The sequence below is a fragment of the Pseudomonas fluorescens genome, from assembly GCF_012974785.1.
Lineage (GTDB): Bacteria > Pseudomonadota > Gammaproteobacteria > Pseudomonadales > Pseudomonadaceae > Aquipseudomonas > Aquipseudomonas fluorescens_BT.
This window is the reverse complement of record NZ_CP027561.1, coordinates 649,206-672,171: the sequence shown is the minus strand read 5'-3', so window position 1 is coordinate 672,171 and position 22,966 is coordinate 649,206. Positions and strand designations below refer to the sequence as shown.

Sequence of the window (22,966 nt, the reverse complement as noted above, 5' to 3'; positions counted from 1 at the left end):
CAAGCAAGCTTAGTCGCTAAATAGCAGATGACCGGCCTTCGAATCTGTCGCGCACTGACATACACTGCGCGGCCGTTTTTTTGACCGGAACCGAAAGACCATGAAAGACGCCTCTCCAGCCCGTGCCTGCGGCATCGACTTCGGCACGTCCAACTCCACCGTCGGCTGGCTGCGCCCCGGCATGGAAACGATGATCGCGCTGGAAGACGACAAGATCACCCTGCCGTCGGTGGTCTTTTTCAACATCGAAGAGCGCCGCCCGGTGTACGGACGTCTGGCGTTGCACGAGTACCTGGAAGGCTACGAAGGCCGGCTGATGCGCTCGCTCAAGAGCCTGCTCGGTTCCAAGCTGATCAAGCACGACACCAGCGTCCTTGGCACCGCGATGCCGTTCAAGGACTTGCTCGGACTGTTCATCGGTCAGCTCAAGAGCCGCGCCGAAGCTGCCGCCGGTCGTGAATTCGAGCAGGTTGTACTGGGCCGTCCGGTGTTCTTCGTCGACGACGATCCGCTGGCCGACCAGGAAGCCGAAGACACCCTGGTGGAAGTGGCACGCAAGCTCGGTTTCAAGGACGTGTCGTTCCAGTACGAACCGATTGCCGCGGCCTTCGACTACGAGTCGACCATCGAAAAGGAAGAACTGGTACTGATCGTCGACATCGGCGGTGGTACCTCGGACTTCTCGCTGGTGCGCCTGTCGCCCGAGCGTCGGGGGATGGACAACCGTCACGACGATATCCTCGCCACCGGCGGCGTACACATCGGCGGGACCGATTTCGACAAGCAATTGAGCCTGCAAGGCCTGATGCCGCTGTTCGGCTATGGCAGCCGCATGAAGAGCGGTGCGCTCATGCCGACCAGTCACCACATGAACCTGGCAACGTGGCACACCATCAACTCGGTGTACTCGCAGAAATCCACCCTGGCCCTGGGCAGCATGCGCTACGACATCGAGGACACCGGCGGCATCGACCGTCTGTTCAAACTGATCGAACAGCGCGCCGGACACTGGCTGGCGATGGAAGTGGAAGAAACCAAGATCCACCTGACCCACAACGACAGCCGTCACGTGCCGCTGGATCGCATCGAGCCGGGGCTGAGCGTGGAACTGAGCCGCGCCCTGTTCGAAGCGGCGATCGATGCGCAACTGGAGCGGGTACGTGGCAGCGTTACGCAATTGCTGGCGGACGCCAACGTGGCGGTGGGTCAGGTCGATACGGTGTTCTTCACCGGTGGTTCGAGCGGCATCCCGGCGTTGCGCAACAGCGTTTCGGCGATGTTGCCGACCGCACGGCATGTGGAAGGGAACATCTTCGGCAGCATTGGCAGCGGTCTGGCGATTGAAGCCATGAAACGCTATGGCTCGGTGAACTGATCCAAAAGCGGCGCTGCGCCCTTCGCGAGCAAGCCCGCTCCCACAGGTTCAGTGTGATCCTGTGGGAGCGGGCTTGCTCGCGAAAGGGCCAGTTCAGACGCTGGAAGTCTGGATCAAACCATCCCGCCCAGCTTCAACTCACTCTTCAGGTACGCGTAATAGATCGGCCCCGCCACCACCCCCGGCAGGCCGAACGCGGCCTCGAACACCAGCATCGCCAGCAGCAACTCCCAGGACTTGGCACTGATCTGCCCGCCGACAATGCGCGCGTTGAGGAAGTATTCGAGCTTGTGGATAAAGATCAGGTAACCCAGCGCGGCAACCGCCACCCAGATCGACAGTGACAGGCCGACGATGGTGATCAGCGTGTTCGACATCAGGTTGCCGATCACCGGCAGCAGACCGAGCAGGAAGGTCAGCACGATCAGGGTCTTGGTCAGCGGCAGCTTGATCCCGAACAGCGGCAGGATCACCGCCAGGAAGATCCCGGTGAAAAAGGTGTTGAGCAGGGAAATCTTGATCTGCGCGAAGACGATATTGCGAAACGCCTGAACCAGCAGGTGCAGACGGTCGAACAACGCAGCCGCCAGCGGCTTGCGCTTGGTGACGTCCGGCACGCGCTGCAAGGCGATGATCGCGCCGAGCACCATGCCGATCAGCAGCGTCACGAACATGTGCGCCGCGTCCTTGCCCACCAGTTGCAGGTCGGCCAGGTGTTTGCTCATCCAGTCGCCGATGGCCACCCGGAACTCGGCAGCGCTGGCCGGCAGGTAGGCGTCGATGAACGGCGGCAACTGCCCGCGCGCGCGGTCGACCACGCCCATGAATTTGTCGAGGGAAGCGCCGGGGTTTTCCGCCTCGTGCAGCAGGAAACTGATGGCCCCGGCAAAGATCAGCGCCAGCACACTCACCACCAGCGTGCCCAGCAACGCCACCGCCAGCCAGCGTGCGCGGCGACCTTCGATCAGCCGCTGCAGTTGCGGGGTGAGCATGTTGACCAGCTCGAACACCAGCAACCCGGCCAGCAGACTGGGCAGCAGACGCAATGGCAACACCAGCAACAGACCGCCGAAAATGATGATGCAACTGACCCAGAACACAACATGACGCTCAGAAAACGTTGGCATACAGCCTCAAAACGAACGGCGTAAAAGGATTGGCAGTCTGCCAGCGATCCTTGGGGAGCACTAGGGATATGCGGTATATGTGGGTTTGGTGCCTGACTTGCGGCCCAGCCCTCACCCTAGCCCTCCCGAAACGTCGGACCGCCCGTAGGGAGAGGGAACTGACCGAGTAGATTTAGAGAATTCCCGCAACCTGACAGACCCGGTCGATTTCGGATTCAGCACCGCACATTCAGGTCGACATAAATACCAGCCATCCCCAAATCGGTCCCCTCTCCCTCTGGGAGAGGGTTAGGGTGAGGGTTGGTTCTCAAGTCGAACCCATCCCGCCGAGCCACCTCATTTTTTCTTCAGACAATCACTCATGAACGTCTTGCGCGCATCGCCCGTCAGCGCCTTGGTCTTGGCATCGGCATTACAGGTCTTCATCTTTTCCTGCTGCGGGGTCAGGGTCTTGGCGTCATTGGCGGCCGGCGCGGCCTTGAGGCAAGTGCTCATGAAGGCTTTGCGCTCGTCACCCTTGAGGCTCTTGGCCGTGGCGTCGGCGTTACACGTAGTCATCTTGTTCTGTTGCGCCGTGGCGGCGAAACCCTGGGAGCACAGCAGCAGACCGATCATCAACAAAGGGACACGCAACATCTTCATGGAGTTTTCTCCTTGTCGCCGCATCGATGGATACGGCCTCCGGCTGAGTGTAGTCAAAGCTTGTTACACCTTCCTAGCCTCAAGGTGACTGCGCCGGTATTGTTCCGGCGTACATCCGGCCTGCCGCGCAAACATGGCAATGAACGCCGAGCCGCTGCTGTAGCCGAGATCGAAGGCGATTTCCTGCACGCTACGCGTACTTTCCAGCGCCTCGATGGCCGCGAGATAGCGCAGCCGCTGACGCCATTCGCCGAAACTCATCCCCAACTCCCGCACGAATTGCCGGGCCAGCGTGCGCTCGCTGACATGCACCTGCGCCGCCCAGTGCGCCAGCGGCTCATTGTTGCCGGGCTCGGCCTGCAGGGTTTCGAGGATCGTCAGCAACCCGGGGCTGCTGGCGTATGGCAGATAACACTGATGAACCGGCGCCTGGCGCAGTTGATCCACCAACACCTGGGCCAATCTCTGGTCGGCCTCGAGCGCGGGGATTTTCACATCGCGGGCGGCGAAGTCCTTGAGGATGGCCTTGAGAATATCGCTGATCGCCAGGGTGCAGGCCTGCGCCGGCAAGTCGCAACAGACATCCGGCGCCAGGCAAACCGCCCGATAATTGACCGGCTGATGGCTGTAGAAACTGTGCTCGACCTGCGGCGGCACCCACACCGCGTATTGCGGCGGTGACATGAAACGACTGCCGTCGACATCCATGTGCAGCACGCCGTGGGCCGCGTACTCCAGCGTGCCCCACGGATGGCGGTGCGGCGCGGCGTATTCGTGAGCGTTGAAGTCGGCGTAGCGGAAATACACAGCCGATGGCAGTTCGCTGAAATCCAGCAGATCGATGTGTTTACTGTTCATGCTGTCCGGAATCAGAGGCAGGTTGTCCGGTTCGCAGTATAGGCCTGCATCCAGACAGGGGATAATCGCCGTTCATCAACGTACTGGTTTCTCCTCCCATGCAATACGCGTTTCCCCTGCTGGCGATTTTCATCTGGGCCGGCAACACCGTGATCAACAAACTGGCCGTCGGTGCGATCTTCCCCGCCGAGATCGGCTTCTACCGCTGGCTGCTTGCCGGCCTGCTGTTTACCCCGTTCATGCTCAAGAAAGTGATCGCGCACTGGCCGCAGATTCGCCCGAATCTCGGCAAGATCTTCATCCTCGGCGTGCTGGGCATGGCGGTCTATCAGAGCCTGGCCTACTTCGCCGCGACCCTGACCAGCGCCACCAACATGGGCATCATCCTGTCGCTGATGCCGTTGATGTCGCTGGCCATGGCGATCATCAGCCTCGGCCAGCGCCTGACCGCCGGCGCGCTGGTCGGTGCGGTGCTGTCGTTCGCCGGCGTGCTGGTGGTGGTGTCGTCCGGCAGTCTCGGCGCACTGCTGCAACACGGGGTGAACCTGGGGGACGCAATGATGCTGATCGCCACCCTCGCCTACGCGATCTACAGCACCCTGCTGAAAAAATGGCAGCTGCGCCTGCCGCCGCTGGTGTTGCTGTATTTGCAGGTGCTGGTGGCGGTGGTGGTGCTGTTTCCGCTGTATGCCGCGTCGCCGAAAACCGGCCTGACCCTGCAGAACATTCCGCTGGTGCTGTACGCGTGCCTGCTGGCCTCGATGCTCGCGCCGCTGGCGTGGATGCAGGCCGTACAGCGTCTGGGGCCGAGCCGGACCACGCTGTTCTTCAACCTGCTGCCGTTGATCACCGCGCTGATTGCAGCGGTGGTGCTGAAGGAACAACTGGCGATGTATCACCTGGTCGGTGGTTTGCTGACGCTGGGCGGGGTAATTCTTTCCGAACGCTGGACCACCGTCCTCGGTCGCTCCCGCACTCCGAGCGCCGCCTAGACCCCGGCGGCTTTCAAACGCGCCGCATGCTCGACGAACAGCCGCACCGGATCCGCCCCTTTGCCGACCAGTCCCAGCGACTGGTTGACGATGTCGAAGTGATCCATCGGGTAGTCATCGCCGATGACCGTGCCCAGGTGCGAGCTGTAGCGTCCGACCATGCCGTCGCACTGCCCCGGCTCGCGCACGAAGGTTTTGGCAAACAAACGACAGCTGCGGTTGGTGCCGTCGAACAGGTTGCCACCACGGTCGGTCTTGCCCGGTTGCAAGGTGCCGGACCACGAGTAATAACGCACCCCGTTGACCTCTTCCGGCCCGTGCCCGCCCCAGGTTTGCGGCAGACCCTGTGGATAACGCTGGTTGAACAGCGCCACGCCTTCGCTGGTCAGGGAATGGTGCGAGGCGTGGATATCCACCGGCAGTTTCGGCCCGTGATAACCGGTTTCCAGCAGCGCCATCAGCCAGCCGACAAAACGCAACAGCGCCTCGAGGATTCGGCCCTTGGCGCTGTCCGCCGGATAGTGTTTCGCCAGATAGTCGGCCAGTTCCGAACCGTGATTGGGCCCGGCCACCGATGTGACCGACGCCACCAGGTCCGGACGCTTGGCCGCCGCGTAACGCGCCGTCAGAGAACCCTGGCTATGGCCGAACAGATTGACCTTGGCCGCGCCGGTCTCGCGCAGGATTTCATCGATGCGCGTCAGCAACTGCTCGCCGCGCACCTCGGTGGAATTGAGCGGCGAAACCTGCACCGCGATCACCGTCGCGCCACCCCGGCGCAACGCTTTGATGATCCCGTACCAGTACGGGTACAGCACCAGACGAATGAAACCGAGCATTCCCGGCACCAGCACCAGTGGATAACGTGTGGCCGATTCCTGCGACATGGGCAGACATCCCTGTGGTCGGTGGGTGGAGGCATGACGTGCAAAACGCCCGCCAAGCATCCTCCTCGATGATGACAACTCCACGACCAGCCTACTTCAGCCCCACCACCCCCGCCACAATCAGCCCCACCGACAGCAACTTCACCAGCGTCAGGCTCTCGCCCAGCAGGGCGAAACCGAGAAACACCGTGCCGAGCGAACCGATGGCGGTCCAGATCGGGTAGGCGATGCTCACCGGCAACTCGCGCATTGCCAGGGTCAGGAAGTAAATCCCGCCCACCGCCGCGACCACGGTGATCAGCGACGGCCAGAGCCGGGTGAAACCCTCGGCGTATTTCATGCCCATGGCGAAGGTGACTTCAAATCCTGCCGCGATCAGCAGAAACAGCCAGGCCACCTAGAACTCCCGGGCGAGATCGAGCAAGCGCTGCTCGGCCTCGGCCACCGACACCGCGAAGGTGCGCTCGGCGGACTCCTCGCCCTCGGCGGCGACCACCGTGACGTCGTTGATGCCGATGAACCCCAATGCCGTGCGCAGCCATGGATCGGCGTGGTTCAGTGCCTCCAGCTCGCCGCCCGGGCCGAAACCGAAACCGCCGCGACTGGTGACGATCAGCGCCTTTTTGCCGTGCAGCAGCGGCGTGTACTGGGCGATGCCGTTGTCGAGGGTGTGATCGAACGTGAGGCCCAGACGCACGATCTGATCGACCCAGGCCTTGAGGCCGCTGGGCACGTTGAAGTTGTACATCGGCGTGGAAATCAGCAGCAGGTCGTGATCGAACAGCTCGCCCACCAGTTGATCGCTGAGCGCCAGATCGGCCTGCATCGTCAGCGGCCGTGCCTCGGGCTCCGGGTAAAACGCTGCCGCGACAAACGCTTCATTCACTGCCGGAATCAACGCACGCCCAACCTCGCGGCGGGTGACTTGCGCCTGTGGATGACGGACCTGCCAGGCGCTGAGAAAACTTTCCGCCAAACGCCGCGAATTGGAACGCTCACCGCGAGGGCTGGCATGGATCACAAGAATCTTGCTCATCTGAATCTCCTTGGGACTAGACTTGAATGACTGTGTGGCGCCAGATTGCAGGCATCACTTCATCGCCTCAAATGAGCAAAAATCAGTCTGGATGAATTGATTTCATCCATGGAGTTTTCATGTTCGCAGCCTTGCCCCTGACCGCCCTGCGCGCGTTCGAATCCGCCTCACGCCTGCTTAGTTTCAAGGCGGCCGCCGAAGAACTGGCGGTGACGCCGACGGCGATTTCCCATCAGATCCGCTCGCTGGAGGACTGGCTCGGCGTCGCCCTGTTTGAACGTCTGCCGCGTCAGGTGCGCCTGACCGAGGGTGGCGAGCGGCTGTTCCGCAGCCTGCATGGGGCGTTTCTGGAGGTAGCGCAAAGCGTCGACACCCTGCGCCCGCAACGCAGCGGCAGCAGCCTGACGCTGTCGACCACCGCCGCGTTCGCCGCGCTGTGGCTGGTGCCGCGCCTGGGGCGTTTTTACGCGAAGCATCCGAACATCAATGTGCGTCTGGACACCCACTGCGAAGTGATCGATCTGCACCAGGACGCCAGCGTCGATCTGGTGTTGCGCTACAGCCTCGACGATTACCCGAACCTCTATGGGTTGTGCCTGTTCGATGAATCGTTCGGCGTGTACGGCTCGCCGGAACAGGTGGCGCTGGCCGCCCGCCGCACCCCGGCGCTGATCAGCGTGCATTGGCACAATTCGAAGCTCTACGCTCACGGTTGGGAGGCGTGGTGCGCGCAGTCGGGCGAAAACTGGTTGAATCAACACCCGGCCGTCCGCGAATACGACGAAGAGCATTACGCCCTGCAAGCGGCCATTGCCGGACAGGGGCTGGTGCTGGCGAGCAACATCCTGGTGTCGCAAAGCGTCGCCAGCGGTCTGCTGGTGCCGTACAAGGGCGAGGTACAGGTCGATGGCGCCGGATACAGCGCACTTTGCGTACCGGGCCGCGAGCGGCATCCGCCGGTGAAGGCGTTTTTTGCCTGGCTGCGCGAAGAGGCGCAGCTTTCCGGGCATGTCCCGCGCTGAATCCGACAAAACTTTTTGCCGCGTTCATCACTCACAACCAGGTAACGATCACGTCAGCAGAACGTGACGCCAATCGGATTAGCCTCCAGGAGACTGAAATGAGTGACCTGCATTTGTCTGATGTTCAAACCCTGCGCGAGCGCGCCCGCCAGCACGTGGAAAACGGCGCGGTGACCGAAAGCTACAGCGCCAACCGTGAAGAAGTGCTGCGCCTGCTCAACGAATCGCTGGCCACTGAACTGGTCTGCGTCTTGCGCTACAAGCGCCACTACTTCATGGCCAACGGCCTGAAAGCCAACGTCGCCGCCGACGAGTTCCTCGAGCACGCCACTCAGGAAGCCGAACACGCCGACCGTCTCGCCGAGCGCATCGTGCAACTGGGCGGCGAGCCTGAATTCAACCCTGACCTGCTGTCGAAGATGTCCCACGCGCAATACGTGGCCGGCAACACCTTGAAGGAAATGGTCTACGAAGACCTGGTGGCCGAGCGGATTGCCATCGACAGCTACCGCGAAATCATCCAGTACATCGGCGAAAAGGATCCGACCACGCGCCGGATCTTCGAAGACATCCTGGCTCAGGAAGAAGAGCATGCGGATGACATGGCGGATATCCTGAAAGACCTCTGAGTCCTCCAGATCCCATCGCGGGCAAGCCCGCTCCCACAGGTTCAGTGAAACCCTGTGGGAGCGGGCTTGGTCCGGGCGGTGATCCGACGAAGAGGCCCTGTCAATCACCGATCATTTTGTAGGTTTCACTGTGACGGGTGCCTTGCCCGCCTTCATCTGCTCCAACAGCGGCGCGCACTGGTTCGGCTCGCCACCGCTCGGCGCCACCAGCGCCAGCAGCCCCGCCGCCGGCGCGGCGATCACGCCCAAGGCCACCATTCCCGCCCCGCGCAACATCAGCGGCACAGCTTTGACCCCGGCATCCGGCTTGATGAACTTGCCACGCACGTACAAGGGTGAGCGCAGGGAAATCAGGCGCCAGCCCTTGGATTCCGGCGTCACCGTCAGATCCAGTTGCTCGGTGGCCATGTTCGCTGTGCCGTCGATGTAGATGATCGCGTTCTCGGTATCGAAGACGAACAGCCGCGTGGTCGCCAGGCCGGTTTTGATGTCGAAGTCCGCCGCCGCGCAGTTGATCTTCACTTCCTTGTCGCCAAAGACTTTGCCGACCACGTAGTTACCGACGTTGAGCCCTGCCAGCTCCATCAGCTCACGACTGATGGCGCCGTCGTTGATCAGCATCTTCAGGTTGCCGTTGGCACCGCCCAGCAGTTTGGCCACCGAGTTGCCGCGACCGGCGATGTCGGCGTCGCCGTTGAGCTCGCCGAAACTGGTCTTCATCGGTTCAAAGGTCGGGAACAACTGCTTGAGCTTGAACTTGCGCGCGGTCAGTTTGGCCCGGCCTTCCAGCGGCTCGGTGCGACCGTTGAGGCGAATCTGCGCATCGAGGTTGCCGCCGGCTACGCCGAAACGCAGCGGCTCCAGGCTCAGTTCGCCGTCGTTGAGTTTCAGGTGGGTATAGAGGTCGGTAAACGGCAGTTCTTCGCTGTGAACGATGCGCTTGCCGGTGAATTCGACGTCGGCGTCCATATCGCGCCAGCGCTCGGTCTTGAACTCTTCCACCGGCAGTACCTTGTCTGCCGGCTGCTTGCTTTCGCCGCCACGGGCCTTCTGCTTGGCGTTGGAGTCGGCACCGATCAATGGCGCGAGGTCGGCGAACAACAGTTGATTGGACAGCAGCGCGCCACTCAGCTTGGGTCGCGGCTGGCTGGCGACGTAAGCCAGATCACCATGGATGTCGCTGCTGCCGATCTTGCCGTTGAACTGTTCATAACGAAATTGCGCGCCGCCCGGCTCATGCAGCTTGGCGATCAAATGGCCGTCAGTGGCATAAGGCGGGGTGTCAGGCAGGGTCACGCCGGTCAGCGGATACAGATTGCCGAGGCTGGCACCCGCCAGTTTCAGGCGCAGATCGAGCGCACCGAGATTCAACGGATCGGTCAGGGTGCCGGCGAGTTCGATGCTGGTGTCGCCGATCTTCGCCTGGGCCTGCAACGGGAACGGCTTGCTCGCATCCTGCAGGGCCAGCAGACCGCCGATCTTGCCTTGGCCGGCGAGTTTCTGGCCGTGGTACTGGCCGGTGACTTTCAGGCCGAAGGCGTAATCCTGCGGTGCACCGCCCTTGTCCTGCGCGGTTTTCGCGGCTTTGTCGCCGACGATGTCGCTGAACGGAATCGGTTTGCCCAGCGGATCGATCAACAGGTCGAGGTTGGTCTTGAGGGTCTGGTCATCCAGAGTGACGTGGCCCTTGTCGAAGCCGATGGCACCGATGTCGACCACCCAGTTCGAGGGCTCGGCATTCGGATCCTTGGGATCGAACTTGAAGGTCCAGTTGGCGCGGCCATCGGCCAGGCGCTGCAATTGCGCATTGGGTTCGGTCAGGTCGATGCGCGGGATCGTCACCCGTTGTGCCAGCAAGGCCAATGGCGAGATGCGCAGCTCGACCTTTTTGAGGGTGACCATCTGCGGCTGCTTCGACCAGTCCGGGTTGCCCAGCGTCAGGTCTTCGGCCACCACATGCGGCCACGGCACCCAGGCGCGCCAGCCGCCCTCGTCGAGTTCGCGCCGCCAGACCACCGTCAGGTTGCCGTTGATGGCGAACGGTCGGTGCAATTCTTCCGAGACTTTGGCGTTGAGCGGCGGTTTGATCCGGTTCCAATCGAAAAACACGATGATCAACACCAGCACCGCCAGAAGCAGCACAAGGGTGGCGAAGGTCCAGGCGAAGATTTTACGCGTGCGCGTCATGCACAAAGCTCCTGAAAACGACTGCATCCATTGGCACGACGCAGCTGAAACGGCAGGCCATGATGGCCCTCATGAAATCTGTGACTGACAAACAGTCCGCAGGTTTAATCCAAAGCCCTCATAGAGGGAAAAACGGTCGCCATTCTGACCGATCGGTCGAGCAGGCGTTACCGGCCCCGCACATTTGCGGAGCGCGAGTGGGTGGAAAATACCCACCGCAGTGCAAAACCGCCCGCCTGAAACGCCCGAGCTAGAGCCTCCCAAGCGAACAATCAATTCTGTTGATTATTACCATTGTGTTTATGAACTTTTATATCGACTTATCGAGAGTAGCATTGCCCTCGTACCCACTTTATCGCCCTCCCAAGGAGCAACCCATCATGAAACGCCAACTTCTGTTCAGTCTTACCCTCTCGATGCTGGCCAGCACCGCTTTCGCTCTGCCAGCTGCCGATCAAGCGACTCCGCAAGTCAAAACCAGCCACTCGGTGTTCAGCCAGACCGTTGCTGCTGATGGCTCGGACCGCACTCCACAAGGCCAGACCCTGGCTGAAAACGGTCGCAACCGTCTGGAAGAAAAAGGTCTGGTTCAAGATGGCTATGACAAAACCCCACAAGGCCAAACCTTAGCCGAAGGCGGCCGTGATCGTCTGGAAGAAAAAGGTCTGGTCCAGGACGGTTATGACAAGACTCCACAAGGTCAAACCCTGGCTTCCGACGGCTACGACAAGACTCCACAAGGCCAGACCCTGGCTTCTGATGGCTACGACAAAACCCCACAAGGCCAAATCCTGGCCGAAGGTGGTGGTGACCGTGTGATCGAACGCAACAGTGCTTTGAGCTAAGCCCATGGCGGCCTGGAAAAAAAGCCCAATCCCCGGATTGGGCTTTTGACTTTTCAGAAGCTGGTAAAGAAGAGTCCTGTATAAAGCAGTCGCGATTCCCTCCTGCATCCCCGCTGCCGTTCGACGCCGACAAAGCCGATTTGCTAGAGTGCGGCGCTTGTCTTGCCTAAGAACACACCCTTGCGATGCTGCCCCGCGCCGAACAGAAACAACAGACCCGCAACGCCCTGATGGACGCTGCCCGCCACTTGATGGAAAGCGGCCGAGGATTCGGCAGCCTGAGCCTGCGTGAAGTGACGAAAACCGCCGGCATCGTGCCCACCGGTTTCTACCGGCATTTCGCCGACATGGATGAACTCGGCCTGGTACTGGTCAGCGAAGTCGGCCAGACCTTCCGCGAAACCATCCGCCTGGTGCGCCACAACGAATTCGTCATGGGCGGCATCATCGATGCCTCGGTGCGGATCTTCCTCGACGTCGTCAGCGCCAACCGTTCGCAGTTCCTGTTTCTGGCTCGTGAGCAGTACGGTGGATCATTGCCGGTGCGTCAGGCCATCGGCCGTCTACGGGAGGACATCAGCTCCGACCTGGCGGCGGACCTGGCCTTGATGCCCAAGCTCCAGCACCTCAATCGCGAAGGCCTCAGCGTAATGGCCGACCTGATCGTCAAATCGGTGTTCGCCACCCTGCCGGACATCATCGACCCGCCGGCCGAAGCCCTGCCGGAACATCTGACGCCACAGGCCAAGATCACCCAGCAGTTGCGCTTCATCTTTATCGGACTCAAGCACTGGCAAGGGCTCGGCAGCACCGAGTAGCTCCCTGTTATTAAGCACACAACACATTTCCCCCTGTGGGAGCGGGCTTGCTCGCGAAGGCATTGTGTCAGTCACCTGATTCGTTAACTGACCCTATGCCTTCGCGAGCAAGCCCGCTCCCACATGGGCCATGCATCACGGCTCCGATTTGGTGCATGCAAAAAATTTCATGCACCAAAACACCTCACAATCCTGCAACATCTTGAAACATCCACTACGCTCCGACAGGGTTTTCCTACGTCTCGTCCGATTGGCAAGCCCCTTGCTCTAGCCTGAGCATTGTCCATTGCTGGAAGCTTTCCGATGCTGGTGATTCATCGCAGAATCGACCCCCAACCCGTCTGGGCCGCCGAGTTGCACCTGACCTTCGAGGCCCGGAGCAAAAGTCGCCTGCGCTGTTTCAGTGCCGAAGGCGAAGACGTCGGGTTGTTTCTGGAGCGCGGCCAGCCGCCGTTACATGACGGCGAATGCCTGCAAGCCGAAGATGGCCGGATCGTCCGAGTCTGTGCCCGCCCTGAACAATTGCTGCACGTCACCTGCGCCAACACCTTCGAACTGACCCGTGCGGCCTATCACCTGGGCAATCGCCACGTCGCGCTGCAGGTCGGTGACGGCTGGTTGCGCCTGCTCGACGATTACGTGCTCAAGGCGATGCTTGAACAACTGGGTGCGCAGGTCGAATCGATCGAAGCCCCGTTCCAGCCGGAACACGGCGCCTACGGTGGCGGCCATCACCATTCGCGGCACGGTGACGAAGACTTCAACTACGCGCCGAAACTCCATCAGTTCGGCGTCCGTTTGTGAACCCGGCCTGGGCGCTGCTGCGCCTGGCCAGTCCGCAGTTGCCGATTGGCGGCTACAGCTATTCCCAGGGCCTGGAAATGGCGGTGGATAACGGCCGCGTCGACAGCCCGGACAGCGCTCGCCGCTGGATCAGCGATCAATTGCTGCTCAACCTTGCGCGGTTTGAAGCCCCCATGCTGCTCGCCCATTGCCAGGCCGCAGCGGACGAAAATTGGGATGAGCTGCTGCGTATCTGCGAAAGCCACCGCGCCAGCCGCGAAACCCGCGAGCTGCATCTGGAGAGCCGGCAGATGGGCTACTCATTGCAGCAATTGCTCAACGGTTTGCCCGAGCTCGACGCACCGGCCCGCGATTTTCTTGAGCAATGCACCGAACCGCACCTGGCCCTGTGCTGGGCATTGGCAGCCCGCGCCTGGCAGATCAGCCCGCAGGACGCCCTCGCCGCGTGGCTGTGGAGCTGGCTGGAAAACCAGCTCGCGGTGCTGATGAAAACCCTGCCGCTGGGCCAGCAAGCCGCCCAGCGCCTGACCAGCGAACTGCTGCCGCTGCTGCAACAGGCCCAGCAGGACGCCACCCGAATCAATCCCGAACACCTCGGCAGTGTCGCGTTCGGTCTGTCCCTGGCGTGCATGGCCCATGAGCGCCAGTACAGCCGCCTGTTCCGTTCCTAGGGCCTATTTATCTGGAGAATCACATGAACACACAACCCCTGCGCGTCGGCATCGGCGGCCCGGTCGGTTCCGGCAAGACCGCGTTGACCCTGGCCCTGTGCCTGGCGCTGCGCGAGCGCTACAACCTGGCCGTGGTGACCAACGACATCTACACCCGCGAAGACGCCGACTTTCTGGTGCGCAACGAAGCCCTGGCGCCGGAACGCATCATCGGCGTGGAAACCGGTGGCTGCCCGCACACCGCGATCCGCGAAGACGCCTCGATCAACCTCGAAGCGGTGGATCAACTGAACCGGCGTTTTCCGGGGCTGGACCTGATTCTGGTGGAGTCCGGTGGCGACAACCTTTCCGCGACCTTCAGTCCGGAACTGTCCGACCTGACCATCTACGTGATCGACGTTTCGGCCGGCGACAAGCTGCCACGCAAGGGCGGGCCCGGCATTTGCAAATCCGACCTGCTGGTGATCAACAAGATCGACCTCGCGCCGCTGGTCGGCGCCTCGCTGGAGATGATGAACAGCGACACCCAACGCATGCGCAACGGCAAGCCGTTCGTGTTCAGCAACCAGAAAACCGGTCAGGGCCTGGAAGACATCATCGCCTTCATCGAACGCCAGGGCCTGCTGACTGCAGCCTGATTCACTGCTCAACAAGGAAGCTTATCCATGACACTCAAACGTATTCTCGGCGCCGTCGCGCTGCTGCTGACACCGGCCCTGGCCTTCGCCCACCCCGGCCATGGCGACTCGGGTCTGGTGGCCGGCATCAGCCACCCGATCGGCGGCCTCGACCATTTATTGGCGATGGTGGCCGTCGGTCTGTGGGCCGCGCAGCAGCAAGGCGCCGCGCGTTGGGCGCTGCCGTGCACCTTCGTCGGCACCATGCTGATCGGTGGTTTGCTCGGATTTGAAGGGCTGGAGTTGCCGGCGCTGGAAAGCGGGATTGCCGCCTCGGTGCTGGCGCTCGGTCTGGCGGTCGCATTGGCGGTGCGTCCACCGCTGGTGATGGCGGTGGCGGCGACGGCGCTGTTTGCGCTGTTCCACGGTGTGGCTCATGGCCTGGAGTTGCCGGACATGTCGAGCCCTTGGGCCTATGCCGCCGGTTTCGTGGTCGCGACCGCGGCCCTGCATGCGGCGGGTTATGCCGTCGTGCGTTTTCTGCCTCAGGCGGCCGCGCCGCTGGTTCGCTTGGCCGGAGCCGCTTCGGCGGTGACCGGCGCGTGGTTGCTGGCCGGTTGAACTCTATCGCCTGATCAGGCCTCTTCGCGAGCAAGCCCGCTCCCACAGTTGTTCTGTGTTGTTCACAAGTATTGTGTTCGGCGTGACCATTGTGGGAGCAGGCTTGGTCCGGGAGGCGATCCGACGAAAGGGGACTGACAGACACCGCGTCTCTAAGGCCGGTCGCTCTGTTAACATGTCGCGCAATCGCCCCTGCCGTGACGACGTCCGCCCATGCCCCACGCTTCCCGCTCCACCTCCCTGCCTGAACTGACCGCCCTGTTCGGTGCAGTGCAACAGCACTTTCTGAACGTGATCGTGCCCCTCTGGCAAGGACCGGGCTGGAATGCCGACATGGCATTGCCTTACGAGGCGCTGGACGCCGCGCATCAGCCGCTGGCACCGCAGCGCTATCGGGCCATGGCCTGCGCACGGCAGCTGTACCTGTTTTCCAGCCTGATCGGGGTTGTGGATAACGCCGAAGTCCGGGCGGCTGCGTTGTTCCGTTCCCTGCAACGGCACTTCCACGATGCCGAACACGGCGGCTGGTTCTACAGCATCGATCCCCAGGGCAAACCGCTGGATCAGCGCAAGGACCTCTACACCCACGCCTTCATCCTGTTCGCCTGCGCCCACTATTGGGACAAGTCTCGCGAGCCGTTGGTTGAATCGACCCTCAACGCCGCGCTGGAAGTTATCGGTCGGCGCTTCGCAACGGGCGACGGCCTCTACGAAGCCTGCCTGGACCGCGACTGGATCACGCTGGAAACCGGCCCGCTGCAAAACCCGCTGATGCACCTGGCCGAAGCGTTCCTGGCAACGCTGGCCGTGCGCGAAGATCCCCAGACCCAGCAGGCGCTGAGCGAGTTATGCACAGCCATGCACAAGCGCTTCATCGAACCGCAACACGGCGTGTTGATGGAAAAACCGCTGGGGGCTGTGGATAACTGGTTTGAGCCGGGGCATCAGTTCGAATGGTATTTCCTGCTGGAATCCTCACCGCTGCTGCGCGGCTCGAAACTGCACGCGGCACTGGATCGTACGTTTTCCTTCACCGAACAACAGGGCGTCGAGGCCGACACCGGTGCGGTGCTGGCCATGCTTGATCCGCAAGGACACGGGAAGGATTCGACCCAGCGCATCTGGGCCCAGGCCGAATACCTACGCGCCCTGACGTTGCGTCCGGGCAGTGAAAGCGCGGTGTTGCGCCAGTTGCAGGCGCTGCAACAGCGCTTCCTGCATGCCGGCGGCTGGCACGAGTGCCGTGACGATCAGGGCGAGGTCAGCCGCAAGGACATGCCGTCGACCACGCCGTATCACTTGGCGACCTGCTATGCCGGTCTGACTGAATATCTACGCTAACTGACCCTCCGCCATCGCCAGCAGGCTGGCTCCCACAGGATGTGCATTCCAATGTGGGAGCCAGCCTGCTGGCGATTGGTCCTCAGGTAATCCACTTCCTGTCGCCAGTGAAGCTGATGGTCAGCCAGCGCGCCGCGTCCGGCTTGCCCAGCTTCGCGGAAATCTCCTCACGCAGCGCATCCAGCTGGCCGACGTTCTGCAGCCGGTAATCCGCCGGCAACACCACATGAATCTCGATGAACCGCGCCCGCCCGTGCTTCTGCACGTAGGACACGTAATCGTCGAAACCATGCTCGGCCTTGGCCGCGTCCATTACCTGGCGTACCTGATCGTCCAGCGTGTCCGGCGCAATGCCGAGCACATCCTGCAGCGCCGGGCCGAGGATCTTGAAGGCCGGCGGCAGCATGGTCATGGCCAGCACGATAAGGATCAGCGGGTCGACAAATTTCGCCCACTCGCCATAACCCTGGGACTTGAGCAGCAACGCCGCGAGGAAACTGATCAACAGGCCCACGGACAACATCGCGTCCACCAGCCAGCTGATGTTGTCGAACTGGATCAGACTCGATTTGAGCTTGCGATTGCGGTGGCGCACGTAGAAGAAGTAGGCGAACTCGACAACGGTGAACACCGCCGCGTAGATGATCACCAGGCCCAGCTCGATTTCACGACCGCCATTGATAATGCCGAACACGCCATTGAGAAACGCGTAAATGGCGATCAACAACAGGAAACTGCCCTCGATCAGCAACACCATCGGCTCCAAGTGCCAGAAGCCGAACTGGAATCGGTGATTGCTTTGTTTGGCGATCAGCTTCGCGGTGATCAGCATCAGGACTTTGATGAAGGTTGCAATCAGCGAAAAAAAGCCATCGAACAGGATGGACTGGGAACCCGAAACAAAACCGGTGGCGATCCCGGCGATCGACACGGCGAACATCAGGATGGTCGATTGTTTGAGCAGAGACTGCTCACCTCGGTTACTCACTTTGACTCCTCGAAAAACCTTGAAAACCGCGAGATGCGGCGGGTTGTTGAGGAGTGAGTCTACCTTACTGCCAGATTCTGGCCGATTTGCCCTCTTCGCCAGCCCGCTGGCGAAGAGGGCAAAACCGTATCAAGCCTTGTTACGCTCGATGGCGAAACCGGCCCAGGACTGGCTCACCGGCATCAGCTCCAGGCTATTGATATTGATGTGCGCCGGTGCATTCAGCACCCAGAAAATCGTCTCGGCGATGTCCTGCGGCTGAATCGGCTCGGCACCGGCGTAGGTGGCGTCGTAACGCGCCTGATCACCGGCGAAACGCACCAGCGAGAACTCGCTCTCGCACAGACCCGGCTCGATGTTGCTGACGCGAACGCCAGTGCCCTGCAGGTCACAACGCAGGTTCAGCGAGAACTGTTTGACGAACGCTTTGGTCGCGCCGTAAACGTGGCTGCCCGGGTACGGGTAGTTACCGGCGATGGAACCAAGGTTGACGATGCCGGCGCCGCGACCGTGGGCGATCAGACGCGGCAGCAACAGGCGAGTGCTGTACATCAGGCCTTTGACGTTGGTGTCGACCATGGTGTCCCAATCGTCGAGATCGCACTTCGGTGCCGGGTCCACGCCCAGCGCCAGCCCGGCGTTGTTGATCAGGCCGCGCAATTTGGCGAACGACGGCGGCAGGTTGGCAATCGCCTCCTCCATCGCCTTGCGATCACGCACGTCCAGCACCAGGCCATGCACTTCGGTCTGCTTCGACAGCTCGGCGCACAGCGCGTTGAGGCGTTCTTCACGACGACCGGTCAGCACCAGTTTCCAGCCGGCCACGGCAAAACGACGGGCACAGGCTTCACCAAAACCGGACGTCGCGCCGGTGATAAACAGGGTGTTGGACATCGTGTTCTCCTTGCTTCGACCACCCGGGGCAGCCATTGGAATAGAAAATCAGCGGGCAGCATGCCCGGCCCTGCATTCACGAGCAACCACCGGCGGGCGTGGATTTCTGCTCAAAATTTGATCAACCCTCGCAACGCCTTGACGGGCGTGGCCTGTAGCCACATGCACGCACGTTATCCACAGTCCCTTCCACAGTTTCCGGGGGCAAGTGGAAATGCGCAAAGCCGCGCCACACAAGGCTTTGCGCCGCAAAAGCAAAGTTTTTCGCTTGACCCTGATCTGCCGATTATGCCGGGCAAGGCATTTTGCACGACCGGCCGATTACGGCGGTGATTGCGCAGGGCCAGTAATCACGGCCCTTAGCGGAGTCTTTCCAGAGTTTAATCACAGACTTATCCACAGGCTTGCCCACATGCAATCGCCTGTTCTGCCGCGGCTATAAAAAGGTTGACAAACGGGTACCCTGCAACAGTGAAAAGCCCTGATCAAAAAACAACCATGCGCCCGCAAGCCACGGTTTTAAAGGCTCTCAGCCAGCTACTCCCACGTTATTCACAGCCGGTTCCACAGCAAACGGGGACAAGTCAAAACTGTGGAAAAACAGCGATTTGCAGCGTCTATATGTCGCGCTTTGGCAGGTTGGGGATTTTGTTTTCCACAATTTCGGGAATGGCGTGGATCGTCATGAATTGTGGATACAAAAAAGCCCCGAGACTCGCGCCCCGGGGCTCTGTATATCTATGGCAAACCTGAAAACTCAGTGCCCGCCGAGATAGGCGTTACGCACCTCCTCGTTCACCAGCAGCTCCTTGCCGGTGCCCGTCAGGCGAATCTCACCGTTGACCATCACGTATGCCCGGTCGGACAGTTTCAACGCATGGTTGGCGTTCTGCTCGACGAGGAAAATGGTCATGCCGGTTTTCGCCAGTTCCCGCAGGGTGGCGAAGATCTGTTTCACCACGATCGGCGCCAGACCCAAGCTCGGCTCGTCCAGCAGCAACAGCTTGGGCCGGCTCATCAGCGCCCGGGCGATGGCGAGCATCTGCTGCTCGCCGCCGGACATGGTCATGGCACGCTGGGTACGGCGCTCTTCGAGCCGCGGGAACAGCTCGAACATGCGCTGCATGTCTTCCTTGGCGTACTTGTCGCCGATCGGAATGGTGCCCATCAGCAGGTTTTCCTCGACGGTCATGTCGGGGAACACCCGCCGTCCTTCCGGCGACTGCGCGATGCCGTTGGAAGCGATGTAGTGCGATGACTTGTGGGTAATGTCCACGCCCTGATACAGGATCTGCCCGCCCGCCGCCCGTGGCTGGCCGAAGATCGACATCAGCAGAGTGGATTTGCCGGCACCGTTGGAGCCGATCAGGCTGACGGTTTCCCCTTCGTTGATCTGCAGCGAAACGCCTTTGAGGGCCTGGATCGGGCCGTAGAACACGTCCAGATCCTTGAGTTCGAGGATGGGTTGCGTCATACGACTTCCTCTTCGTCGGCGCCCAGGTAGGCAGCGATCACTTTCGGATCGTTACGAATGGCATCCGGACCGCCCTCGGCGATGACGATGCCGTGGTCCAGCACCACAATGTGATCGGAAATGCTCATTACCATGCCCATGTCGTGTTCGATCAGCACCACGGTCAGATCATGCTCGTCGCGCAGCAGCCGGATCATCGCGCTCAGCGCTTCGGTTTCCTGAGGGTTGAGGCCGGCGGCCGGTTCGTCGAGGCAGATGATCTGCGGCCGCGTGCACATGGCCCGGGCGATCTCCAGCCGGCGTTGCTGGCCGTAGGACAGTTCACCGGCCAGACGGTTGGCGCAGTCCACCAGATCCACCACTTCCAGCCAGTAGAACGCGCAGTCCAGCGCATCACTTTCGGCCTTGCGATAGCCCTTGGTGTTGAGGATGCCGGCCAGCATATTGCGGTTGACCCACATGTGCTGGGCCACCAGCAGGTTTTCCAGCACCGACATTTCCTTGAACAGACGAATGTTCTGGAACGTCCGGGCCAGGCCCGCGCGGTTCACCAGGTGGGTGCCGCCGAACATCTTGTAGTACAGACGACTGGCGAAGTTTTTCGGCGAGACGAAGTCGGTCGGTTTGAAGGACTCGCCCAGCAGTTTGATGACGTTGGTCTGCTGACCGCGCACGTTGAGTTCGATCTTGCCGCCGGAGGCCTTGTAGAACCCGGTCAGGCAGTTGAACACCGTGGTCTTGCCGGCCCCGTTGGGGCCGATCAGGGCGAAGATCGAATTGCGTTTGACCTTCAGGCTGACATCGCTCAAGGCCTTGATGCCACCGAAGTGCATCATCAGTTTTTCAACAGAGAGTACGACTTCACTCATGGCGCAGTCCTCTCATAGTGAATGGCACCTTTGCGTGGAGTGACCCCGGTACGGCTGATGCGGATCAGCCCGCGAGGTCGCCAGATCATCATCAACACCATCAGGATCCCGAACAGCAGCACGCGGTATTCGGCAAAGCCGCGCAGCAGTTCCGGGGCAACGGTCAACACGAACGCTGCGATCACCACGCCGATGGTCGAGCCCATGCCGCCGAGCACGACGATCGCGAGGATCAGCGCCGATTCGAAGAAGGTGAACGAGGTCGGGTTGACGAAGCCTTGATAAGTGGCGAAGAACACACCTGCCAGACCCGCGGTGGACGCACCGATGGTGAACGCCGAGAGCTTGACCAGCACGTGATTGAGGCCCATCGAGCGGCAGGCGATCTCGTCTTCACGCAGGGCTTCCCAGGCGCGGCCGACCGGCATCTTCACCAGACGATGCTTGATGTACAGCACGGCCAGCACCACCAGGAACAGCACCGCATAGATGAAGTAATACTTCACGTCCGGGTTGTAGGCGATACCGAAGAACTCGTGAAACGGTACCCCGCCATCCTTCGCCCGCTTGCCGAACTCCAGACCGAAGAACGTCGGCAGCGGGGCCGGCATACCGTTCGGACCGCCGGTCAGGGACAGCCAGTTGTTGAGAATCAGACGGATGATTTCACCGAAACCCAGGGTCACGATCGCCAGGTAGTCGCCGTGCAGGCGCAGCACCGGGAAACCGAGGATGCAACCGGCAAGGCCAGCCGTGATCGCCGCCAGCGGCAGCACCGTCCAGAAACCCAGGCCGAGGTACTGATAACCGAGCGCCAGACCGTAGGCGCCGATGGCGTAGAACGCCACGTAACCCAAGTCGAGCAGGCCGGCCAGACCGACCACGATGTTCAGCCCCAGCCCCAGCAGCACGTAGATCAACCCGAGGATGACCACGCCCAGCAGGTAGGAGTTGGACACGAACGGCACGGCCACGGCCAGTACGATCAGCAGCGGGATGATCCAGCGCAGGCGGGATTTGTGATCGGCGGGCAGCACATGTACGCCGGATCCGGTGCTCTCGAATCCTTCGAGAATGCGCAGGCCCTTGGGGGTTTGCAGGAACAGGCTGAGGGCAAAGCGGCCGGCCATGACGATGGCGATGATCCACGCCACGCGGGTCGGTTCGAGGTTGAAGCTGTAGCCGTCGAGTACCACGCCGACAATCGGCCCGAACACGATCAGGGCGATCAGTCCGGCGAGAATCGCCTCAACCAGGCTTTTTTTGACATCAATGGATTTTGTAGTGGTTGAAGACATCGCTTACACCTTCGACACAAGAGGACGGCCCAGCAGGCCCTGAGGCCGGAAGACCAGAACAAGTACGAGCAGCGAGAAGCTGAACACGTCTTTGTAGTCGGAGTTGACCAGGCCCGAGAACAGCGACTCGGAGATCCCGAGGATGATCCCGCCCAACATGGCGCCAGGCAGCGAGCCGATCCCGCCGAGCACCGCGGCAGTGAACGCCTTGATCCCGATGACGAAGCCTGCGTAGAAGTCGAACGTGCCGTAGTTCATGGTGATCAGCACGCCGGCCAGGGCCGCCATCGCTGCACCGATGATGAACACATAGGAAATCACCCGGTCGGTGTTGATCCCCAGAATCGAAGCCATCTTGCGGTCTTGCTGGGTCGCGCGGCACATGCGGCCGAGCTTGGTGTACTTGATCACGTAGGTCAGCAGGCCCATCCCGACGAACGCCGCGACGAGAATGAAGATCTTGGTGTAGGTCAGCTGGACGAAGCCCGAGCCGACGTCGATGCGCCAGGCGCCGGTGAGCAGCGTCGGAACACCCTGTTGACGGGCGCCCTGGCTGATCTGGGCATAGTTTTGCAGGATCAGGGAGATACCGATGGCGCTGATCAGCGGTGCCAGTCGGGTGGAGTTGCGCAGTGGTTTGTAGGCGATGCGTTCGATGACCCAGCCATACACCCCCGTGACGACGATGGTGAAGACCAGTGTGCCGAGCATCAGCAGCGGGAAGGATTCGATACCGAAGTAAGCCAGCAGAGCCAGACTGATTGCCGCCAGGTAAGCGGAAATCATGTAAACCTCGCCATGGGCGAAGTTGATCATGCCGATGATGCCGTAGACCATTGTGTAGCCGATGGCGATCAGGCCATAGACCGACCCGAGGGTCAGGCCGTTGACCAGTTGCTGCAGGAAAATACCATCCATAACGCAATCTCACGCAGTGAGAACCTGCACGCCCTGGGGCGCGCGGTTCTTCT

General features: G+C 61.2%; 24 protein-coding genes. 11 read left to right on the top strand and 13 right to left on the bottom strand.

What is annotated here, in order from left to right:
• Positions 1–100 precede the first annotated feature (100 nt).
• Complete coding sequence (locus tag C6Y56_RS02890; RefSeq protein ID WP_169428650.1) at positions 101–1,375, top strand: Hsp70 family protein; 1,275 nt, start codon at positions 101–103, stop codon at positions 1,373–1,375.
• A 113-nt stretch (positions 1,376–1,488) separates the two neighbouring features.
• On the opposite strand, the gene C6Y56_RS02885 is transcribed toward C6Y56_RS02890, so the two are convergent.
• The 3 genes from C6Y56_RS02885 to C6Y56_RS02875 all read right to left on the bottom strand — a co-directional run bounded on the left by C6Y56_RS02885 (position 1,489) and on the right by C6Y56_RS02875 (position 4,002).
• Complete coding sequence (locus C6Y56_RS02885) at positions 1,489–2,502, bottom strand: AI-2E family transporter (protein ID WP_169428649.1); 1,014 nt, start codon at positions 2,500–2,502, stop codon at positions 1,489–1,491.
• 336 nt (positions 2,503–2,838) lie between these two features.
• Complete coding sequence (locus tag C6Y56_RS02880) at positions 2,839–3,144, bottom strand: PsiF family protein (protein ID WP_169428648.1); 306 nt, start codon at positions 3,142–3,144, stop codon at positions 2,839–2,841.
• A 63-nt stretch (positions 3,145–3,207) separates the two neighbouring features.
• Complete coding sequence (locus C6Y56_RS02875; protein ID WP_169428647.1) at positions 3,208–4,002, bottom strand: AraC family transcriptional regulator; 795 nt, start codon at positions 4,000–4,002, stop codon at positions 3,208–3,210.
• A 98-nt stretch (positions 4,003–4,100) separates the two neighbouring features.
• Here C6Y56_RS02875 and C6Y56_RS02870 point away from each other — a divergent pair, with 98 nt between their 5' ends.
• Positions 4,101–4,994 carry a DMT family transporter gene (locus tag C6Y56_RS02870; RefSeq protein ID WP_169428646.1) on the top strand — a complete coding sequence of 298 codons (894 nt, stop codon included), beginning with the start codon at positions 4,101–4,103 and terminating at the stop codon, positions 4,992–4,994.
• Here C6Y56_RS02870 and C6Y56_RS02865 read toward each other — a convergent pair.
• From C6Y56_RS02865 to C6Y56_RS02855, 3 genes are all read right to left on the bottom strand, one after another.
• Positions 4,991–5,881, bottom strand: a complete 891-nt coding sequence (locus C6Y56_RS02865; protein WP_169428645.1) for an esterase/lipase family protein — start codon at positions 5,879–5,881, stop codon at positions 4,991–4,993. The genes C6Y56_RS02870 and C6Y56_RS02865 overlap by 4 nt on opposite strands.
• 91 nt (positions 5,882–5,972) lie before the next feature.
• Complete coding sequence (locus C6Y56_RS02860) at positions 5,973–6,278, bottom strand: DMT family transporter (RefSeq protein WP_007950617.1); 306 nt, start codon at positions 6,276–6,278, stop codon at positions 5,973–5,975.
• On the bottom strand, positions 6,279–6,917 hold the full coding sequence (locus C6Y56_RS02855) for an FMN-dependent NADH-azoreductase (protein ID WP_169428644.1): 639 nt from the start codon (positions 6,915–6,917) through the stop codon (positions 6,279–6,281).
• Positions 6,918–7,036: 119 nt separating this feature from the next.
• Here C6Y56_RS02855 and C6Y56_RS02850 point away from each other — a divergent pair, with 119 nt between their 5' ends.
• Together C6Y56_RS02850 and C6Y56_RS02845 are read left to right on the top strand one after the other, a co-directional pair.
• On the top strand, positions 7,037–7,939 hold the full coding sequence (locus C6Y56_RS02850) for a LysR substrate-binding domain-containing protein (protein ID WP_169428643.1): 903 nt from the start codon (positions 7,037–7,039) through the stop codon (positions 7,937–7,939).
• A gap of 98 nt (positions 7,940–8,037) precedes the next feature.
• Positions 8,038–8,568, top strand: a complete 531-nt coding sequence (locus C6Y56_RS02845) for a ferritin-like domain-containing protein (RefSeq protein WP_064379129.1) — start codon at positions 8,038–8,040, stop codon at positions 8,566–8,568.
• 111 nt (positions 8,569–8,679) lie between these two features.
• Here the strand turns inward: C6Y56_RS02845 and C6Y56_RS02840 are convergent, their stop codons facing one another.
• Positions 8,680–10,755, bottom strand: coding sequence for an AsmA family protein (locus C6Y56_RS02840; RefSeq protein ID WP_169428642.1), 2,076 nt, complete (start codon positions 10,753–10,755; stop codon positions 8,680–8,682).
• A gap of 380 nt (positions 10,756–11,135) precedes the next feature.
• Between C6Y56_RS02840 and C6Y56_RS02835 the strand changes: the two genes are divergently transcribed.
• The 7 genes from C6Y56_RS02835 (at position 11,136) to C6Y56_RS02805 (ending at position 16,472) form a co-directional block, all read left to right on the top strand.
• Complete coding sequence (locus tag C6Y56_RS02835) at positions 11,136–11,600, top strand: hypothetical protein (RefSeq protein WP_169428641.1); 465 nt, start codon at positions 11,136–11,138, stop codon at positions 11,598–11,600.
• 185 nt (positions 11,601–11,785) lie between these two features.
• A complete protein-coding gene (locus tag C6Y56_RS02830; protein ID WP_007950628.1) occupies positions 11,786–12,418 on the top strand; it encodes a TetR family transcriptional regulator in 633 nt (210 codons plus the stop codon).
• 303 nt (positions 12,419–12,721) lie between these two features.
• Positions 12,722–13,222: an urease accessory protein UreE gene (gene ureE / locus C6Y56_RS02825; protein ID WP_169428640.1), complete on the top strand. Its 501-nt coding sequence runs from the start codon at positions 12,722–12,724 to the stop codon at positions 13,220–13,222.
• Positions 13,219–13,893 (top strand): urease accessory protein UreF, encoded by a 675-nt coding sequence (locus tag C6Y56_RS02820; RefSeq protein WP_169428639.1) that lies wholly within the window; start codon positions 13,219–13,221, stop codon positions 13,891–13,893. The genes ureE and C6Y56_RS02820 overlap by 4 nt, the downstream gene beginning before the upstream one ends.
• Before the next feature lie 23 nt (positions 13,894–13,916).
• A complete protein-coding gene (gene ureG, locus C6Y56_RS02815) occupies positions 13,917–14,531 on the top strand; it encodes an urease accessory protein UreG (protein WP_007950645.1) in 615 nt (204 codons plus the stop codon).
• 27 nt (positions 14,532–14,558) lie between these two features.
• Positions 14,559–15,131, top strand: coding sequence for a HupE/UreJ family protein (locus C6Y56_RS02810; RefSeq protein WP_064379124.1), 573 nt, complete (start codon positions 14,559–14,561; stop codon positions 15,129–15,131).
• Positions 15,132–15,344: 213 nt separating this feature from the next.
• Positions 15,345–16,472, top strand: a complete 1,128-nt coding sequence (locus tag C6Y56_RS02805) for an AGE family epimerase/isomerase (protein WP_169428638.1) — start codon at positions 15,345–15,347, stop codon at positions 16,470–16,472.
• An 82-nt stretch (positions 16,473–16,554) separates the two neighbouring features.
• Here C6Y56_RS02805 and C6Y56_RS02800 read toward each other — a convergent pair whose 3' ends face one another.
• From C6Y56_RS02800 to C6Y56_RS02775, 6 genes are all read right to left on the bottom strand, one after another.
• Positions 16,555–17,460, bottom strand: a complete 906-nt coding sequence (locus C6Y56_RS02800) for a cation diffusion facilitator family transporter (protein WP_169428637.1) — start codon at positions 17,458–17,460, stop codon at positions 16,555–16,557.
• A gap of 129 nt (positions 17,461–17,589) precedes the next feature.
• Positions 17,590–18,354, bottom strand: coding sequence for an SDR family oxidoreductase (locus C6Y56_RS02795; RefSeq protein ID WP_169428636.1), 765 nt, complete (start codon positions 18,352–18,354; stop codon positions 17,590–17,592).
• 757 nt (positions 18,355–19,111) lie between these two features.
• On the bottom strand, positions 19,112–19,828 hold the full coding sequence (locus C6Y56_RS02790; protein WP_007950655.1) for an ABC transporter ATP-binding protein: 717 nt from the start codon (positions 19,826–19,828) through the stop codon (positions 19,112–19,114).
• Positions 19,825–20,697 carry an ATP-binding cassette domain-containing protein gene (locus C6Y56_RS02785; RefSeq protein ID WP_169428635.1) on the bottom strand — a complete coding sequence of 291 codons (873 nt, stop codon included), beginning with the start codon at positions 20,695–20,697 and terminating at the stop codon, positions 19,825–19,827. Before C6Y56_RS02785 ends, C6Y56_RS02790 begins: the two co-directional genes overlap by 4 nt.
• Positions 20,694–21,995 carry a high-affinity branched-chain amino acid ABC transporter permease LivM gene (gene livM, locus C6Y56_RS02780; protein WP_169428634.1) on the bottom strand — a complete coding sequence of 434 codons (1,302 nt, stop codon included), beginning with the start codon at positions 21,993–21,995 and terminating at the stop codon, positions 20,694–20,696. The genes C6Y56_RS02785 and livM overlap by 4 nt, the downstream gene beginning before the upstream one ends.
• A gap of 3 nt (positions 21,996–21,998) precedes the next feature.
• A complete protein-coding gene (locus C6Y56_RS02775) occupies positions 21,999–22,913 on the bottom strand; it encodes an ABC transporter permease subunit (RefSeq protein ID WP_007950661.1) in 915 nt (304 codons plus the stop codon).
• Between the last annotated feature and the right edge of the window lie 53 nt (positions 22,914–22,966).

Coding starts and splice junctions, on each gene's coding strand:
- C6Y56_RS02890 (WP_169428650.1), top strand. CDS start 101: ATGAAAGACGCCTCTCCAGCCCGTGCCTGCGGCATCGACTTCGGCACG.
- C6Y56_RS02885 (WP_169428649.1), bottom strand. CDS start 2,502: ATGCCAACGTTTTCTGAGCGTCATGTTGTGTTCTGGGTCAGTTGCATC.
- C6Y56_RS02880 (WP_169428648.1), bottom strand. CDS start 3,144: ATGAAGATGTTGCGTGTCCCTTTGTTGATGATCGGTCTGCTGCTGTGC.
- C6Y56_RS02875 (WP_169428647.1), bottom strand. CDS start 4,002: ATGAACAGTAAACACATCGATCTGCTGGATTTCAGCGAACTGCCATCG.
- C6Y56_RS02870 (WP_169428646.1), top strand. CDS start 4,101: ATGCAATACGCGTTTCCCCTGCTGGCGATTTTCATCTGGGCCGGCAAC.
- C6Y56_RS02865 (WP_169428645.1), bottom strand. CDS start 5,881: ATGTCGCAGGAATCGGCCACACGTTATCCACTGGTGCTGGTGCCGGGA.
- C6Y56_RS02855 (WP_169428644.1), bottom strand. CDS start 6,917: ATGAGCAAGATTCTTGTGATCCATGCCAGCCCTCGCGGTGAGCGTTCC.
- C6Y56_RS02850 (WP_169428643.1), top strand. CDS start 7,037: ATGTTCGCAGCCTTGCCCCTGACCGCCCTGCGCGCGTTCGAATCCGCC.
- C6Y56_RS02845 (WP_064379129.1), top strand. CDS start 8,038: ATGAGTGACCTGCATTTGTCTGATGTTCAAACCCTGCGCGAGCGCGCC.
- C6Y56_RS02840 (WP_169428642.1), bottom strand. CDS start 10,755: ATGACGCGCACGCGTAAAATCTTCGCCTGGACCTTCGCCACCCTTGTG.
- C6Y56_RS02835 (WP_169428641.1), top strand. CDS start 11,136: ATGAAACGCCAACTTCTGTTCAGTCTTACCCTCTCGATGCTGGCCAGC.
- C6Y56_RS02830 (WP_007950628.1), top strand. CDS start 11,786: ATGCTGCCCCGCGCCGAACAGAAACAACAGACCCGCAACGCCCTGATG.
- ureE (WP_169428640.1), top strand. CDS start 12,722: ATGCTGGTGATTCATCGCAGAATCGACCCCCAACCCGTCTGGGCCGCC.
- ureG (WP_007950645.1), top strand. CDS start 13,917: ATGAACACACAACCCCTGCGCGTCGGCATCGGCGGCCCGGTCGGTTCC.
- C6Y56_RS02810 (WP_064379124.1), top strand. CDS start 14,559: ATGACACTCAAACGTATTCTCGGCGCCGTCGCGCTGCTGCTGACACCG.
- C6Y56_RS02805 (WP_169428638.1), top strand. CDS start 15,345: ATGCCCCACGCTTCCCGCTCCACCTCCCTGCCTGAACTGACCGCCCTG.
- C6Y56_RS02795 (WP_169428636.1), bottom strand. CDS start 18,354: ATGTCCAACACCCTGTTTATCACCGGCGCGACGTCCGGTTTTGGTGAA.
- C6Y56_RS02790 (WP_007950655.1), bottom strand. CDS start 19,828: ATGACGCAACCCATCCTCGAACTCAAGGATCTGGACGTGTTCTACGGC.
- C6Y56_RS02785 (WP_169428635.1), bottom strand. CDS start 20,697: ATGAGTGAAGTCGTACTCTCTGTTGAAAAACTGATGATGCACTTCGGT.
- livM (WP_169428634.1), bottom strand. CDS start 21,995: ATGTCTTCAACCACTACAAAATCCATTGATGTCAAAAAAAGCCTGGTT.
- C6Y56_RS02775 (WP_007950661.1), bottom strand. CDS start 22,913: ATGGATGGTATTTTCCTGCAGCAACTGGTCAACGGCCTGACCCTCGGG.